Source organism: Phenylobacterium sp. (genome assembly GCF_031984885.1).
GTDB lineage: Bacteria > Pseudomonadota > Alphaproteobacteria > Caulobacterales > Caulobacteraceae > Phenylobacterium.
The window spans coordinates 251,410-267,879 of the sequence record NZ_DAMABV010000006.1 but is presented as its reverse complement, the minus strand read 5'-3'; the positions used below and the strand labels follow the sequence as shown (position 1 = coordinate 267,879).

General features: G+C 70.0%; 15 protein-coding genes. 5 read left to right on the top strand and 10 right to left on the bottom strand.

The features are described 5' to 3' along the window. Positions 1-2 precede the first annotated feature (2 nt). Positions 3-755 carry a helix-turn-helix transcriptional regulator gene (locus tag RTL41_RS11645; RefSeq protein WP_312164523.1) on the bottom strand — a complete coding sequence of 251 codons (753 nt, stop codon included), beginning with the start codon at positions 753-755 and terminating at the stop codon, positions 3-5. 168 nt (positions 756-923) lie between these two features. Here RTL41_RS11645 and RTL41_RS11640 point away from each other — a divergent pair, with 168 nt between their 5' ends. From RTL41_RS11640 to RTL41_RS11625, 4 genes are all read left to right on the top strand, one after another. Next, complete coding sequence (locus tag RTL41_RS11640) at positions 924-3,287, top strand: TonB-dependent receptor (RefSeq protein ID WP_312164521.1); 2,364 nt, start codon at positions 924-926, stop codon at positions 3,285-3,287. Between the two features lie 11 nt (positions 3,288-3,298). Continuing rightward, complete coding sequence (locus RTL41_RS11635) at positions 3,299-4,483, top strand: acyl-CoA dehydrogenase family protein (RefSeq protein ID WP_312164520.1); 1,185 nt, start codon at positions 3,299-3,301, stop codon at positions 4,481-4,483. A gap of 10 nt (positions 4,484-4,493) precedes the next feature. Then, on the top strand, positions 4,494-6,083 hold the full coding sequence (locus RTL41_RS11630) for a fatty acid--CoA ligase (protein WP_312164518.1): 1,590 nt from the start codon (positions 4,494-4,496) through the stop codon (positions 6,081-6,083). A 97-nt stretch (positions 6,084-6,180) separates the two neighbouring features. Then, a complete protein-coding gene (locus RTL41_RS11625) occupies positions 6,181-6,816 on the top strand; it encodes a helix-turn-helix domain-containing protein (protein ID WP_312164516.1) in 636 nt (211 codons plus the stop codon). A gap of 6 nt (positions 6,817-6,822) precedes the next feature. Here RTL41_RS11625 and hemN read toward each other — a convergent pair whose 3' ends face one another. The 9 genes from hemN to ccoN form a co-directional block, all read right to left on the bottom strand. Then, positions 6,823-8,202 (bottom strand): oxygen-independent coproporphyrinogen III oxidase, encoded by a 1,380-nt coding sequence (hemN, locus tag RTL41_RS11620; protein ID WP_312164514.1) that lies wholly within the window; start codon positions 8,200-8,202, stop codon positions 6,823-6,825. A gap of 63 nt (positions 8,203-8,265) precedes the next feature. Then, positions 8,266-8,415: a cbb3-type cytochrome oxidase assembly protein CcoS gene (ccoS, locus tag RTL41_RS11615; RefSeq protein WP_312164512.1), complete on the bottom strand. Its 150-nt coding sequence runs from the start codon at positions 8,413-8,415 to the stop codon at positions 8,266-8,268. Beyond that, complete coding sequence (locus RTL41_RS11610; protein ID WP_312164510.1) at positions 8,416-10,593, bottom strand: heavy metal translocating P-type ATPase; 2,178 nt, start codon at positions 10,591-10,593, stop codon at positions 8,416-8,418. After that, entirely contained in the window at positions 10,584-11,060 is a 477-nt protein-coding gene (locus RTL41_RS11605; RefSeq protein WP_312164508.1) for a FixH family protein, read from the bottom strand. The genes RTL41_RS11610 and RTL41_RS11605 overlap by 10 nt, the downstream gene beginning before the upstream one ends. Then, entirely contained in the window at positions 11,057-12,562 is a 1,506-nt protein-coding gene (gene ccoG / locus RTL41_RS11600) for a cytochrome c oxidase accessory protein CcoG (protein WP_312164506.1), read from the bottom strand. Before ccoG ends, RTL41_RS11605 begins: the two co-directional genes overlap by 4 nt. Positions 12,563-12,565: 3 nt before the next feature. Beyond that, positions 12,566-13,432 carry a cytochrome-c oxidase, cbb3-type subunit III gene (ccoP, locus tag RTL41_RS11595; protein WP_312164504.1) on the bottom strand — a complete coding sequence of 289 codons (867 nt, stop codon included), beginning with the start codon at positions 13,430-13,432 and terminating at the stop codon, positions 12,566-12,568. Next, positions 13,419-13,598, bottom strand: a complete 180-nt coding sequence (locus tag RTL41_RS11590; RefSeq protein ID WP_312164502.1) for a cbb3-type cytochrome c oxidase subunit 3 — start codon at positions 13,596-13,598, stop codon at positions 13,419-13,421. Before RTL41_RS11590 ends, ccoP begins: the two co-directional genes overlap by 14 nt. After that, positions 13,595-14,329, bottom strand: coding sequence for a cytochrome-c oxidase, cbb3-type subunit II (gene ccoO / locus RTL41_RS11585; protein WP_312164499.1), 735 nt, complete (start codon positions 14,327-14,329; stop codon positions 13,595-13,597). The genes RTL41_RS11590 and ccoO overlap by 4 nt, the downstream gene beginning before the upstream one ends. 15 nt (positions 14,330-14,344) lie before the next feature. After that, a complete protein-coding gene (gene ccoN, locus RTL41_RS11580) occupies positions 14,345-15,829 on the bottom strand; it encodes a cytochrome-c oxidase, cbb3-type subunit I (RefSeq protein ID WP_312164570.1) in 1,485 nt (494 codons plus the stop codon). Between the two features lie 305 nt (positions 15,830-16,134). On the opposite strand from ccoN, the gene RTL41_RS11575 reads away from it, so the two are divergent. Further along, positions 16,135-16,380 carry a hypothetical protein gene (locus RTL41_RS11575; protein ID WP_312164497.1) on the top strand — a complete coding sequence of 82 codons (246 nt, stop codon included), beginning with the start codon at positions 16,135-16,137 and terminating at the stop codon, positions 16,378-16,380. Positions 16,381-16,470 lie beyond the last annotated feature (90 nt).

Here is a 16,470-nt window from a genome sequence, read left to right as displayed (position 1 = left end):
GCTCAGGCCCGGCCGGTCATGCGCCGCTCTCCGACATAGCCGAGGACGGAGGCGCGGTGCACCGCCTGGGGCCGGCCCGCGACGCCCATCTTGTCGGCGGCGTTGCGCATGTGGAAGCGGACGGTCGGCATGGAGATCTTCACGATCTCGGCGATTTCGGAGTCGGTCTTGCCCTTCGCGGCCCACTTCAGGCACTGGATCTCCCGACGCGTCAGGTGGACCAGGCCCTCGGGCGAGGAGCCGCGATCGTTGTAGGCGGCCATGAACCTCAGCGAGAGGATCGAGAGCTCCGCCGCCCGCTGCTCGAACACCGGGCGGATGTCGAAGGGCTCGGGCGAGGCCCAGACGATGGCGCCGATCACGCCGCCCGGCAGGTGGGCCGGCGCGACGATGGCCGTGCCGATCTCCACGGTGTCGGCGCTCTGGACGACGTTGATCGCCTCCAGGCGCGGCGACGCTCGCCAGGCCCCGAAACGGCCGTCGTGGAAGTAGAACGGCTCGGCCGTATAGCGGCAGGCGAAGACGAAGGCCGACCGCAGGGCGAAGCCGCGGTCCTGCCAGTACCGCAATCCTGGGTCGAGCCAGCGAAACAGGGTTTCGGCGAAGGGCCGCCCCTGCCCGTCCCGCATGGGCTCGGGGTCGCCGATGTCGGCGCTGACCGCGATATAGGGCAGACCAATCTCGGCGCCGCGATCGCGAACCTCGACCGCCAGGCGTTCGATGAGCTCGAGTTCCTCGCGCGCCTCTTCGGTCATCGCTGAGCCCCCACGACGGCGAGCCTCCCCTGCGGCGCCTATCACTTCCGTTAGCTTGTCCTGCAACGCCAAGTTCCGCAAGCATTCCCGCCTCGCCGCACCAAGACGGCGATGTGCAAGAACCGCCGGCCTTCGACGCCGGCAGCGGGAGGGAAGATGAGACACGCAATGCGGACCGCCTCGTGGGCGGTCATCGCGGCGGCATGCGCTGCGACCCCGGTCCTGGCCCAGGAGGCCGGAACCGTCGCCGAGCTGGTGGTGACGGCCCAGAAGCGCGAGCAGAACCTGCAGGACGTGCCTGTGGTGGTCACGACCCTTCCGCAACGGCAACTCCAGGATGCGGGCGTGCGGGACATCAAGGACCTGCAGGTCCTGGCCCCCGGCCTCAGCGTGACCTCCTCGACCAGCGAGGCGCAGACCTCGGCGCGGATCCGCGGCGTCGGCACCATCGGCGACAATCCGGGCCTGGAGTCCTCGGTCGGAACGGTCGTCGACGGCGTCTACCGGGCGCGCAGCGGCGTGGCCTTCGGCGATCTCGGCGAGCTGGAACGGGTCGAGATCCTCAAGGGTCCGCAGGGCACCCTGTTCGGAAAGAACACCTCGGCCGGCGTCATCAACGTCATCACCAAGGCCCCCGCGTTCGACTTCGAGGCCGCGGGCGAGGTCACCGTCGGCGATTATGGCGCGTTCGGGATCGCCGGCAGCCTCACCGGCCCGATCGTCCCCGACATGATGGCCGGGCGGCTCTACGTGGCCAAGCGCGAGCGCGACGGCTTCGCCGACGTGCATGTCGGCGCCGGCCCGCGAACCCGGCAGGACGACACCGACCAGAACTACTACACGGTCCGCGGCCAGTTGCTGGTGACGCCCGCCGCCAATCTCGACATCAGGCTGCTGGCCGACTACTCCGACCGCGACGAGCATTGCTGCGTGAACTTCGTCACCGTGGCGGGGCCGACCGCGCCGATCATCGACTCCCTGGCCGGCGACGAGGGGATCCAGCGCCCGCCGAACCCGGGCGCCCGGCTGGCAAACGCCAACCGCGACATGGGCTCGAAGATCACCGACAAGGGCGTCTCGGCCCAGATCGACTGGGACATCAACGACGCCGTCGCCCTGACCTCGATCACCGCCTTCCGCAACTGGCGGGCGGAGAACGGCTCGGACATCGACTTCTCCTCGGCGGACATCTGGTATCGGCCCGCGAACGGATCGAGCTTCAACGAAATCAAATCGTTCTCGCAGGAACTTCGCCTGGCCGGCGCGACCGAGACGGTCAACTGGCTGATCGGGGCCTTCTATTCCGACGAAGACCTGAAGACGGCGTCGGCGACGACGTTCGGCACGGCCTACGAGACCTATTTCGGCCTGTTGCTGTCGGCGCCGACGGGCTCGCCGAACCCGGTCTTCGTCTCCCAGCTCACCGGACTGCCGTTCGGGACCAACTTCCCGGCCGGGGCCGGGCCGCGCGACAGCTTCGACCACAATTCCAAGGGCTGGGCGCTGTTCACCAACAATAGCTGGAAGGTCACCGAGGCGCTCGAGCTGACCCTGGGCCTGCGCTATTCCGACGACGAGAAGACGGTTCGCAGCCACTACACCAACGCCGCGCCGGCGAACGCCTGCGCCACGGCCCTGACCCGGCCGCTGCCGGCCGCGGTGACCGGGGCGATCTGCGCCCCGCACTCGGACCCGGCCTTCGACAATGTCGTCACCCGTCAGAAGCAGAGCGAAGGCCGCTGGGGCGGCACGCTGAAGGCGAGCTATCGCTTCAACCAGGGCGTGATGGCCTACGCCTCATATGCCGAGGGTTTCAAGAGCGGCGGGTTCAACCTCGACCGCGCCCGCAAGGCGGCCGGCGTCATCGATCCCGACACCAGCTTCCCGGCCGAAACCGTGGTCAGCTACGAACTGGGCGTAAAGACCAACACGCCGGACTACAGCCTGCTGGCCAACGCGACGCTGTTCCACCAGACCTTCGAGGACTTCCAGCTCAACACCTATACCGGGATAAGCTGGCTGGTGGCTTCGATCCCCGAGGTGGTCTCGCGCGGGGTCGACGTCGACCTGATGTGGCGTCCGCCGGTCGAGGGATTGAGCTTCTCCGGCGGCGTCACCTATGCCGAGACGCAGTTCGGCGACTTCGTCCCGCCGGCGGGGATCTCCCCTCGCCTGCCGCACACCCGCCTGTCCTACGCCCCGCTCTGGTCGGCGGCGGGCACGGTGAACTACGAGCGCCCGATCGGCGAAACCCTGGAGTTCCGGGCCAGCGTCTCGGCCAAGTACACCTCGGAATACAACACCGGTTCGAACCTCGATCCGCTGAAGTCGCAGCCCGCCCTGACCCTGGTCAACGCCCGCCTGGCGCTGGGAACCCAGGACGAGAGGTGGTCGGCCGAGCTCTGGGCCCAGAACCTGACCGACGAGGACTACAACCAGGTCGTCGTCGACCAGCCGCTGCAGACCGGGACCTTCGCGACGTTCCTGGCCCCGCCGCGGACCTATGGGGTTACGCTGCGCGGCCGCTTCTAGGACGCGCCTGCGTGAATCTTGATCTCACCGCCGACGAACTGGCCTTTCGCGACGAGGTCCGCGCCTTCCTGGAGGAGGCGCTGACCCCGGAACTGCGCGAGGCCGGCCGCCGGGCGACCAGCGTGTTCATGGACAGGCGTTTCAGCCTGCCCTGGCAGAAGATCCTGCACGCCAGGGGCTGGGCGGCGCCGAGCTGGCCGAGGGCCTATGGCGGCCCCGGCTGGAGCGAGATGCAGCGTCACGTCTTCGCGGCCGAATGCGCGCGGGCCGGGGCTCCCAGCCTGGCCCCGATGGGCCTGCGCATGGTGGGGCCGGTGATCATGGGCTACGGCACGCCCGAGCAGAAGGCGCACTACCTGCCGCGCATCCTCTCGGGCGAGGACTACTGGTGCCAGGGCTATTCCGAGCCGGGGGCTGGTTCCGACCTGGCCTCGTTGCAACTGCGCGCGGTCCGCGACGGCGACGACTATGTCCTGAGCGGCTCGAAGCTGTGGACCACCCATGCGCACTGGGCGAACCGGATGTTCTGCCTGGTGCGGACGCAGACGGGCGGCAAGCCGCAGGCCGGCGTCACCTTCCTGCTGCTGGACATGCACAGCCCCGGGATCCGGGTCCGGCCGATCATCACCCTGGCCGGCGAGCACGAGGTCAACGAGGTCTTCTTCGAGGACGTCCGCGCGCCGGTCTCCGGGCGGCTGGGCGAGGAGAACCAGGGCTGGACCGTCGCCAAGCACCTGCTGGAGTTCGAGCGGGGCGGCGGCTCGGCCCCCGGGCTGAAGGTCATGCTGGGCCGGGTGCGCTCGGCGGCGCAGTCGGCCGGGCTGCTCGCCCAGCCGGCCTTCCGCGCCAGGCTGATGGACACGGAGATCGCCGTGCAGGCCATCGAGATGTCCGAGCAGCGGATCCTCGCGGCGCTGTCGGCCGGGACGAACCCCGGCCCGGCCTCCTCGATGCTCAAGACCCAGGGCGGCGAAGCGATGCAGCGGATCGACGAACTGCTGCTGGAGGTCGCCGGCGTCCATGGCGGCGTCGATCAGCCGGACGCGCGCGAGCCCGGCTCCGACGTCCCGCCGATCGGGCCCGAGGCGGTGCTGACCGCCATGCCCAGATACCTGAACGATCGCGCCGCCTCGATCTATGGCGGCTCCAACGAGATCCAGCGGGACATCATCGCCCGCCTGGTGCTCGGGCTCTGAGGAGACCGTCATGGCCGCCCCCGTCATCGACTTCTACGCCATGCCCACCCTGGCCGACGTCCCGCGCTTCCACGCCAGGGAACGGCCGGACGCCGTCGCGCTGGCCTTCGAGGGGCGCGAGACGACCTACGCCCAGTTCGAGGCGGGCAGCAATCGCGCGGCCCAGGCGCTGATCGCGCAGGGCCTGAAGAAGGGCGACCGCATCGCCTATCTGGGCAAGAACAGCGACCACTATTTCGAGCTGCTGTTCGGAGCGGCCAAGGCCGGGGTGATCATGGCCCCGATCGGCTGGCGGCTCGCCCCGCCCGAAATCGCCTACATCGCCGGCGACGCCCAGGCCAGGATGCTGTTCGTCGGCCCCGAGGTGCTGCAGGCCGCAGAGCAGATCGCGGCCGAACTGCCCGGCGTGACGTTCGTGGCGATGGAGGCTGGCCCATCGGGCTGGCCGACCTACGAGGCCTGGCGCGACGCCCAGCCACCGACCGATCCGGCCATCGCGATCGACGAGCGGGACGTGGCGGTGCAGCTCTACACCTCCGGGACGACCGGCCGGCCGAAGGGCGCGATGCTGAGCCACCTGAACATCCTGGGCGGCCGCCGCCGCGCGCAGGAGACGCCGATGGCCTGGAACCAGTGGGGCCCGGACGACGTCAGCCTCGTGGCGATGCCGGTCGGCCATATCGGCGGAACCGGCTGGGGGATCGTCGGCCTGGTCAACGGCGCCCGGGGCGTGGTGGCGCGGGAGTTCGATCCCTTCAAGGTGCTGGACTACATCGAGCGGGATCGGATCTCGAAGATGTTCATGGTCCCGGCGGCGCTGCAGATCGTGGTGCGTCAGCCGAACGCGCGCCAGGTCGACTATTCGCGGCTGAAGTACATCCTCTACGGCGCCAGCCCGATCCCGCTGGACCTGCTGCGCGAGTGCATGGAGGTGTTCGGCTGCGGCTTCGTCCAGCAGTACGGCATGACCGAGACCTGCGGGACCATCGTCTATCTGCCGCCCGAGGACCACGATCCGGCCGGCAACGCCCGCATGCGGGCCGCGGGCCTGCCGATGCCCGGCGTCGAGCTGAAGGTCGTGAACGAGGCCGGCGAGTCGCTGCCGCCGAACACGGTCGGCGAGGTCGCGGTGCGCTCGGTGTCCAACATGGCCGGCTACTGGCGGCTGCCGGAGGCGACGGCCGCGACGGTCGCGCACGACGGCTGGCTGCGCACCGGCGACGCCGGCTATCTCGACGAGGACGGCTATCTCTTCATCCACGACCGGGTGAAGGACATGATCATTTCCGGGGCCGAGAACATCTATCCGGCCGAGGTCGAGAGCGCCGTCTACGGCCACCCGGACGTCGCCGAGGTGGCGGTGATCGGGGTGCCGGACGACAGGTGGGGCGAGGCGGTGAAGGCGATCGTGGCCCGCAAGCCCGGCGCCGATCCCGATCCGGAGGACATCATCGCCTTCGCCCGGACCCGCATCGCCGCCTTCAAGGCCCCCAAGAGCGTGGACTTCGTCGACGCCCTGCCCCGCAACGCCTCGGGCAAGATCCTGCGCCGGGAGCTGCGCGAGCCCTACTGGGCCGGGCGAAACCGCCGCGTGAACTAGCCTCCGTAGGAGTACGTAAGGGCCGCTCCGTAAGGGACGAACCGAAATTTGCCGCCTGCCCGCCCCGGCCTAGTCAATGGGTCATCGGGAGTTGGGTATGACTTGCAGCGAAACGATTCTCCGGGACGATCATCGAGACCTGATCAGCCGGATCGGCGTGCCGATGACCTTCGCCAAGGACGAAGAGATCTATGGCCAGGGCGAGCGCGCCGATCTGGTCTACCGCATGATCAGCGGCGTGGTCCGGACCTCGCGGTTCATGGCCGACGGCCGCCGCCCGATCGGGGACTTCTACTATCCCGGCGACGTGTTCGGCCTGGAGACCCGCGACCAGCACAGCATGGCCGCCGAGGCGCTCAGCGACTGCGTGATCCTGGCGGCGAGCCGTCAGGCGCTGCTGGCCGCGGGCGGCGAGGAAGAGCTCAAGGGCCTGATGTGGGACGCCACGGTGCGCGACCTCGAGAGCGCCCGCGAGCACCTGACCCTGCTGGTCCGCAAGAGCGCCAGCGAGCGGGTGGCGAGCTTCCTGCTGGGCCTGGCCCAGCGCCGCGGCGGAACCGCGGTGGAGCTGGCCATGGGCCGCCAGGACATGGCCGACTATCTCGGCCTGACCATCGAGACGGTCTCGCGCATGATCACCCAATTGCAGTCCTCCGGGGTGGTGGAGTTCGAGAGCTGCCGCCGGTTCCGGGTTCGCGACCACGAAGCCCTGGAAGACCTCGCGGCCGCCTGATTTCCCTTACAAGGCCTTGGCGTGGCGCCCCTGCTGGGCGTCGAAATACTCGTCGATCGCCGCGCAGATCGAGCGGATCACCAGCCGCCCGGCCCCGACGACGCGGACCTGCCCGCCCTCGGCCTCGATCAGGCCCTCGCGGCGGAACGGCTCCAGCCGCGCCAGGATCAGGGCCAGGTCGGCGAGGGACCGGTCATGGCGCGCGCAGGCCACGCGCAGGTCCACGGCGAAGTCGCACATCAGCCGCTCGATGATCTCGCCGCGGAAACGGTCCTCTTCCGTGAGCGTCACCCCGCGCGCGACGGGCAGCTCGCCCCGCTCCAGGGCGGCGCGCCAGTCCAGTTCTCTCGTCAGGTTCTGGACATAGCCTTGCGGAAACCCGCCGATCGCCGAGGCGCCCATCCCGATCAGGGTGCGGGCGGCGTCGGTCGTGTAGCCCTGGAAGTTGCGGCGCAGCCGGCCCTCCGCCAACGCCACGGCCAGTTCATCGTCCGGCAAGGCGAAATGATCGAGGCCGATGCGGACATAACCTTCGGCGACCAGCCGCTCGGCGGCGCGTTCGCTCTGGTCAAGGCGCTCGGCCGGCCCCGGCAGGGCCTCTTCGGCGATCAACTGCTGATGCGACTTCATCCACGGCACGTGCGCGTAGCCGAACAGAGCCAGGCGCTCGGGCCGCAGGCTCAGGACCGCGTCGATGGTGGCCAGGGTGTTGGCCGTGGTCTGGTGCGGAAGGCCGTACATCAGGTCCAGGTTGATCGAGGCGACGCCCGCCTCGCGCAGCCAGCCGACGCAGCGCGCGGCCTCCTCGATGGTCCCCTTGCGGTCGACGGCGGCCTGGACCTCGGGCGACAGGTTCTGGACGCCGAGGCTGGCGCGCCGCAGGCCGTGGGCGGCGGCCGCCCTCACCCATTCGCGCGTGAGCGCCGGCGGGTCGATCTCTGTGGCGACTTCGATGTCGGCGGACAGGTCGAAGACCTGGCCCAGGGCCGCGAACAGCACGTCTAGCTCGGCGGGCGACAGCATGTTGGGGGTGCCGCCGCCGAAGTGCAGCGCATTGGCGGGCGGCCTGGACGGCAGGGCCTGGCCCAGCAGCCGGATCTCGTCCAGCAGCTTGCCGACATAGGCGGCGACCGGCTCGTGGCGGTTCACCGCGCGGGTGTTGCAGCCGCAGTACCAGCACAGGCGCGCGCAGAACGGGACGTGCATGTAGAGCGAGACCGGCTCGTGCGCCGGAAGCTCCGCCAGCCACCGGCGGTAGGCCGCCTCCCCCACCTGCGGGGTGAACTGCACGGCGGTGGGATAGCTGGTGTAGCGCGGGGCGCGCCCGTCATAGCGGGCGATGAGATCGGCGAGCGCCTGGGGATCTTGCAGCGCGTGGGCGGTCACGGTCGGCTCCTGTGAACTCGGCGATCTTGTCGCCCGCCCGGCCGAGCTGCGCCGTGACATCCGTCAATCGGGACGATCATCGTCCAGGAGGATGCGCGAGGCGTCGCCCAGCGGGTCGTCGTACTGGCCGCTGCGCAACGTCCACCAGAAGGCGCCCAGGCCGATGAGCGCCAGGGCCACCGAGGCCGGGGCCAGGAACATCAGGATGCTCATCTAACGTCTCCCGCCCCGGGTGCGCAGGGCGTTCAGGGTCACCACCAGCGAGGAGCCGGACATCGCCAGGGCGGCGACGAACGGGTTGACCAGGCCGGCCATGGCGGCCGGCGCGGCGACCAGGTTGTAGAGCGCGGCGAACGAGAAGTTCTCCAGGGCGCGGCGGCGGGCCGACCTGGAGACGTCGAGAGCCTCGACCACGGCGCCCAGCCCCTCGCCCGAAAACACCAGGTCGGCGGCGTTCTGGCTGGCGTCGAGGGCCGTGCCGGGGGCCATGGCGGCGTGGGCGCCGGCCAGGGCCGCGGCGTCGTTGAGCCCGTCGCCGACCATCAGCACCTTGTGGCCCTCGGCCGTGCGCTCGGCGACGATCCTGGCCTTGTCGGCGGGGGTCAGGCCGGCGCGCCGCTCGGCGACGCCTGCGGCCTGCGCCGCCTTGTCGACCGCCGCGGCGATGTCGCCCGAGAGGACCTCGACGGTCAGGCCGCGCGCCTTGAGGGCGGCGATGGTCTGCGCCGCATCGGATCGCAACTGGTCGGCGAAGACGAAGCGGACCTTGGTGTCGCCCTCGAAGCCGAACCACAGCTCGGTCTCGCTCGACGGGGCGCCGGCGACGCCGACGAAGGCCGCGCGGCCGAGCCGGGCCCGGCGGCCGCCGATGCGCCCCTCGATCCCCTGCCCCGCGGTTTCCACGACGTCCTCGGCCAGCAGGGTCGGGCCGGCGTGGGCCGCCAGCGCCCTGGACAGCGGGTGGGCCGAGGCCCGGGCCAGCGGCGCGGCCATGGCGACCGCGGCGGGGATCGGATCGATCAGTTCGGGGCGCCCTTCGGTCAGGACGCCCGTCTTGTCGAAGATCACGTGGTCGACCTCGGCTATCCGCTCCAGCGCCGCGCCGGACTTCACCAGCACCCCGCGCCGGAAAAGCCGCGCCGAGGCCGTCACCTGGACGGCGGGCGCCGCCAGCCCCAGGGCGCAGGGACAGGTGATGATCAGCACCGCCACCGCGCGCAGAAGCGCCTCGCGCGGGCCAAGGCCCAGCATCCAGCCCCCGGCGAAGGTCAGGGCCGCAGCCGTATGGACCACGGGCACGTAGAGGGACGCGGCCTTGTCGGCCAGGCGGACGTACTTCGAACGCGACTGGGTTCCGGCCTCGACCAGCCGGGCGATGGCGGCCACGGCGGAATCCTCCGAACGGGCGGCGGCCCGCAGGCGCAGAACGCCGCCCAGGTTCAGGGCGCCGGCCTGGCAGACCTCGCCGCGCGCCACGCGGACCGGCGTCGTCTCGCCGGTGAGCAGCGACTTGTCGAGTTCGGAGACCCCGGCGGCGATCACCGCGTCCACGGGGATGCGTTCGCCCGGACGCACGATGAGCTCATCGCCCGGCGCGATGTCGCCCAGCGGGATGCGGCGCTCGGCCCCGTCCTCGCCGACCAGGGTCGCGGCCGGGGCCTGCATCGCCAGCAGGTCGGCCGCGGCGCTGCGGGCGCTGGCCCGCAGTCGATGGTCCAGCCAGCGGCCGATCAGCAGCAGGAACAGCAGCGACACAGCGGCGTCGAAATAGGCGTCCCGGCCCCGCAGCACCGTCTCCACGAACGAGATCAGCAGGGTGAGGATCACGCCGATGGAGATCGGCACGTCCATATTGGCCCGCCCCGCACGCAGCGAGCGCCAGGCCGACTCGAAGAACGGCATGCCGGCATAGATGGCGCAGGGCGCGCCGATCACGGCGCTGAGCCACATCATCATGGTCCGCGTGGCCGGGCCGAGCTCCTGGCCGAACAGGCCGGCCCAGATCGGCACCGAGAACATCATGGCGTTGCCGGCGCCGAAGGCGGCCACGCCCAGCGCCAGGGTCAGACGGCGGCCCTCGGCGTCGCGCGCGGCGGCGGCCTTGCCCGGATCATAGAGCGTGGCCGGGTAGCCGAGGCGCTCGAGCCGGTCGAGCACCAGGCTGGGATCGCCGGCCCCGGCCTGGAAGCCGACGGCGAGCTTGCCGGTCGTCAGGTTGAGGCGCGCGGACTCCACCGCCGGCAGGGCGCGGACCTCGCGCTCGATCTTCGCCAGGCAGGCGGCGCAGCGCGCGCCCTTGACCAGCAGCTCGATGGACCGCCCGCCGTCCTCGGCCGGACGCAGGAAGGCGGAGAAGTCCTGCCGGTTCGGCGCGTCGGAGATCAGGGCCATGTCAGTCGGCGCTCCGCTTGGAAGACCTGCCCCTGCGACTGGACATGGACGTCCCAGGCGCCGGCGGCGGGCCTGACGGGGGCGTGATAGCGGCCAGGAGCGGTCTCGACGAAGGTCAGGGCGAACTCGCCCGCCTCGGTGGCGGGACGGCGCAGCAGGCCGGTCAGCTTCAGACCCGCGACCGGGCCGCCGCCGGCGTCGGCGATGGCCACCACCACCCCGCTTTCGGCGGGCGCCGCGGTCGCGCTCCATCCCAGGGCCGCCTGGGCGCGGCGCTGGGCGACCGCGCGGTTGTAGGCCAGGCCGTCTTCATAGGGCGTCACCGAGACCTGGCCGGGGTGCGAGCGGTAGGCCAGGACCAGGAACAGGCTGTCGACGGCGATGACCACCCCGAAGAAGGCGATCACCGAGATCAGCACGTGCCAGCCGGTGACACGGAAGGGCTTGCGGGCGGCTTGGACGGTCATGGCGCGTTCGCGGCTCCCGAGAGGAAGGTGGTCTTGCCCTCGATCTGGTCGGACGGGCTGGCGACCAGGAAGGCGGCGGCGAGGTTGTTGGCGGTGATCGCCTCAGGCGGCAGGGTCACGAAGATGCGGACGGCGCGGACCTCGTTGGCCGGCACCTCGACCTTCAGCGCGGCCTGGCCGGCCCGCTCGCCGGGCGTCTTGAGGATCGCGCCGGGCGATCCCACGAAGGCGATGGTGTAGGTCTGGGCCTGGAAGGTGCGGTTGGCGATCTTGATCGTGTAGCCGTTGCGCACCGCCCCGTCGTGCAGGCGCACGAAGACCGGGTTGCGGTCGTGCAGGACGTGCAGGTCCATGGTCGGCCGGACGCTGAGCCCCCAGACCATGAGCGCGCCGACGACCGCCAGGGCCAGGGCGTAGAAGATGGTGCGCGGGCGGACGAGCCGATAGACGGCGGGCTTCCCCGCCGCCCGCGCCTCGACCGCGGCGTCGGTGTCGTAGGCGATCAGCCCTTTCGGCCGGTCGACCTTGATCATGATCTCGTCGCAGGCGTCGATGCAGAGTCCGCAGTTGATGCATTCGAGCTGCGCCCCGTCGCGGATGTCGATGCCCATGGGACAGGCGGTGACGCACTGGTGGCAGTCGACGCAGTCGCCGCGCCCGGCCCAGCCGGCGGCCTTCTTGTGCGCGCCGCGCGGCTCTCCGCGGTCGTAGCGATAGGTGACCTGCAGCGAGTTCGTGTCGAGCATCGCGCCCTGGATGCGCGGCCAGGGGCACATGTAGATGCAGACCTGTTCGCGCATCGTCCCGGCGAAGACGTAGGTCGTGAAGGTCAGCAGCAGGCAGAAGACGTAGCCGGTGACCGGGCCCTGCAGGGTCCAGAAGTCGCGCAGCAGGGCCGGCGCGTCGTGGAAATAGAAGATCCAGGCCCCGCCGGTGGCGAAGGCGATGCCCAGCCAGACCGCGTGCTTGCCGATCTTCCGCCAGGCCTTGTCCAGGGACCAGGGGGCGGCGTCCAGGCGCATGCGGGCGTTGCGGTCACCCTCGAACAGGCGCTCGACATAGATGAAGAGATCGGTCCAGACCGTCTGCGGGCAGGTGTAGCCGCACCACAGGCGCCCGAACAGCGCCGTGACCAGGAACAGGGCCAGGGCCGACAGCACCAGCAGGCCGGTGATGAAGTGCACCTCCTGCGGCCAGAGCTGGATGTCGAAGAAGTAGAAGCGGCGGCCGGCGAAATCGACCAGCACCGCCTGGTCGGGCAGCACGCCGGGGCGGTCCCAGCGGATCCAGGGGGTGATGTAGTAGATCGCCAGGGTGACGATCATCACCGCCCACTTGATCGCGCGCCAGCGGCCATGGACCAGCTTGGGATAGATCGGCGCGCGCGGCTTGTAGAGGCCGCCGCCCGGATCCGCGCTCTTGCGAGCCCGGGCGGCGGCCGAGACGGGACCCGTTCCATGCTTGGGGGCCGAAGCACGGGTCCTGTCTATGACGACGGTCATGGCCTATTGGCCTCCGGCGTTGGCGTGGATGTAGACCGCCAGCGCCTTCAGGGTTTCAGGGTCGAAGCGCGCCTTCCAGCTCGGCATGACGCCGCCGCGGCCGTTCCAGATCTGGGCGTGGATGTCGGCGCGCGTGGAGCCGTAGAGCCACTCCTGGTCCGTCAGGTCCGGGGCGCCCTGCTTCTGGTCGCCCGCGCCGGTCGGGCCGTGGCAGGCGATGCACTGGGCCTGGTAGACCGGCGCCGCCCGGCGAACCGCCCCGGCGTCGGCCGGCCGGCCCGACAGCGCCACGACGTATTCCGTCAGGTCCGAGATTTCGGTGGCGCTCAGCATCTGGTCGCGGCCGAAGGCCGGCATCTGCGAGAAGCGGGTCTGCGGATGGTCGGCGCGGATCCCCACCTCGATCGTGTGGTGGATGTCCTCCAGCGAACCGCCCCACAGCCAGACGTCGTCGCGCAGGTTGGCGTAGCCCTTGGCCCCGACCCCGCCGGTGCCGTGGCAAGTGGCGCAGTTGTCGCCGAACACCGACTGGCCGACCGCCTGGGCGTAGGCCTGGAGATCCGGGTCCTGCTCGATCTGCTCGAGGCTGGCGGTCTTGAGGCGCGCGGCCTGGGCGCCGCGGACGGTCTTCAGGTCGTTCAGGGCCGTCTCGACGTCGGCGCGGTCCGATTGGCCGAGCACGCCGCGGGTATAGCTGCTCACGCCGGGCCAGGCCGGCATCAGCACCCAGTAGACGGCCGCCACGACGATGCCGGCCCAGAACATGTAGAGCCACCAGCGCGGCAGCGGGTTGTCCAGTTCGCGGATGCCGTCCCACTCGTGTCCCGTGGTCTCGACGCCCGTCACCTCGTCGGATTCACGCTTGGACATCGGGGTCCTCGTCATCTTGCAGGGGAAGGCTGGCGAGGCGCTTGAACGCCTCGCGGTTGCGCGGCCAGAGGGCGTAGAGCACGCCGCCCGCGAAGATCAGGCCGAAGTAGATCAGCCCGCCTTGCTGGGCGAACCTCGCCACGGTCTCGTAGGTCAGCTCGCTCATCGCCGGTTCTCCGGCGCCTGGGCCTGGTAGGTGCTGAAGTCGACGAGCGTGCCGAGCATCTGCAGGTAGGCGATCAGGGCGTCCATTTCGGAGAGCCGGCCGGGCTCGCCGTCGAAGTCGCGCTGCAGCACCTTGCCGCCGTATCGGGCCTGGAACTTGGTCGGCGCCGCGAACGGGTCGGCCTGGGTCTCCAGGTCGTCCTTGGCGTTGTCGATCATGTCCTGGGTGTAGGGCACGCCGACCTTGGTCATGGCGCGGATCTTGTCCTGGATGTCGCGGTAGTCGAGCGTCTTCTGCGCCAGGAAGGCGTAGGGCGGCATGACCGATTCCGGCACGACCGAGCGCGGGTCGACCAGGTGGTCCTTGTGCCAGCCGTCCGAGTACTTGCCGCCGACCCGGGCCAGGTCCGGGCCGGTCCGCTTCGAGCCCCACTGGAACGGGTGGTCGTACATGCTCTCGGCCGCGAGGCTGTAGTGGCCGTAGCGCTCGACCTCGTCACGCAGCGGGCGGACCATCTGCGAGTGGCAGGTGTAGCAGCCCTCGCGGATGTAGATGTCGCGCCCGGCCAGTTCGAGCGGGGTGTAGGGGCGCACCCCTTCCACCTCCTCGACCGTGCTCTCCAGCCAGAAGAGCGGCGCGATCTCGACGATGCCGCCGATGGAGACGACGATCAGGATCGCGATGACCAGCGGCAGGGAATGCCGCTCCAGCTTGGTGTGATGCTTCCACATGTTGGACGTCTCGCCTTACTGCGCCGCGACGAGCGCGGGGGCGGGACCGCCGAGGCTCTGGGCGCTGGGCGCCTGGCTCGGCATGCGGGTCGTACGCCACAGGTTGTAGGACATGATCACCGCGCCAGCGAGGAACATGGCTCCGCCCAGGGTGCGGATGACGTTCTCGATGTGCTTGGCCGCGACGGTCTCGACGAAGGAGTTCGCGAGGAAGCCCTGGGGCGTGTATTCGCGCCACATGAGGCCTTCCATGATCCCGGAAACCCACATCGCGCAGATGTAGAGAAGGATCCCCAGGGTCGCGATCCAGAAGTGCCACTCGGCCAGCTTCAGCGAGTAGAGCCGCTCCTTCTTCCAGAGCCAGGGCACCAGGCAGTAGACGGCGCCGAAGGAGATGAAGCCGACCCAGCCGAGCGCGCCGGAATGCACGTGGCCGATGGTCCAGTCGGTGTAGTGGCTGAGCGCGTTGACCTCGCGGATCGACATCAGCGGGCCTTCGAAGGTCGCCATGCCGTAGAAGGCGATGGAGACCGCCATCATGCGGATGACGGGATCGGTGCGCAGCTTGTCCCACGCGCCCGAGAGGGTCATCAGGCCGTTGATCATCCCGCCCCAGGACGGCATCCACAGCATGATCGAGAAGGTCATGCCCAGGGTCTGGGCCCACTGGGGCAGCGCCGTGTAGTGCAGGTGGTGCGGGCCCGCCCAGATGTAGATGAAGATCAGCGACCAGAAGTGGACGATGGACAGGCGGTACGAATAGACCGGCCGCTCCGCGCGCTTGGGCACGAAGTAGTACATCATCGCCAGGAAGCCGGCGGTCAGGAAGAAGCCGACGGCGTTGTGGCCGTACCACCACTGCAGCAGGGCGTCCTGGACGCCGCCGAACAGCGAGTAGCTGCGGCTGTTCAGCCCCCCGACCGGGACGGCCAGGTTGTTGACGATGTGCAGCAGCGCGATGGTGACGATGAAGGCCAGGTAGAACCAGTTGGCCACGTAGATGTGCGGTTCCTTGCGCTTCCAGATCGTGCCGAGGAACACCAGCAGGTAGGCGACCCAGACGATGGTCAGCCAGAGGTCCACCAGCCACTCCGGCTCGGCGTATTCCTTGGACTGGGTGATGCCGGCCACGTAGCCGACCGCCGCCAGCACGATGAACAGTTGGTAGCCCCAGAACACGAACCAGGGCCAGACGCCGCCGGCCAGGCGCGCGCGGCAGGTGCGCTGCACCACGTAGAAGGAGGTGGCGATCAGGGCGTTGCCGCCGAACGCGAAGATCACGCCCGAGGTGTGCAGCGGGCGCAGGCGGCCGAAGTTCAGCCAGCCGTGATCGGAGAAATAGAGCAGGCTTGGCCAGGAGAGCTGGGCGGCGATGAACACGCCGACCGACATGCCGACGACCGCCCAGAACATGGTGGCGATCACCCCTGCCCTGACCACGCCGTCGGCGTAGCGGTCCTGCGGCGAGCGCAGGCGGCCGGAGTTGATCGCGACGGTCATGACCGACAGGGCGGCCAGGAACGCGGCCAGGAAGATCCAGCCTTGCAGCCGGAACAGCGGATCCGCCGACAAGGCGGTGGCGATGAGCGCGCCGAAAGCGCAGACGCCCATCAGGATGAAGAGAAGCACCGCATCGCGCGGCGTGCTGGTCTCTGGAGCCGGCAAGCTGGTCATAGTCCCCCAAGCGAGTCATGGTGACGACACCCGGGACATGACCGCACCCCGCAGGAGCGGCATTGATTTCGGTCAAGGCGCCGCCGCCGCGCCCTGGGCTTATGGTTTCCAGTCACGAAATCGAGGACGCCATGACGCAGTTGAAGTCGGATCTGGTCACCGCCGCCGGAGCGGTCATGCTCGTGGGATCGGCGCTGAGCGCCGAGATGGCCTGGCTGGCCGCGCGCGGCGTCGCCAATCTCGGGGTGATCTGCGGCGCTGCGGGCCAGCCTCACTGCCCCTGGCTGATCGGCGCGGCGGCCCTGCTGGCCTCCGGGACGGCGACCCTGATCGCCGGCCGCCGCCGGATGAAGGCCGCGGCTAGCTCGTCGAGCTGAGGCGCACGGCGCCCTCCAAACCAGTCCTCCTTCAGGCCAACTCCGGGCGCAGCCGGTCCATGATCGCGCTCCGGGCTGGCCTGTTGCGCG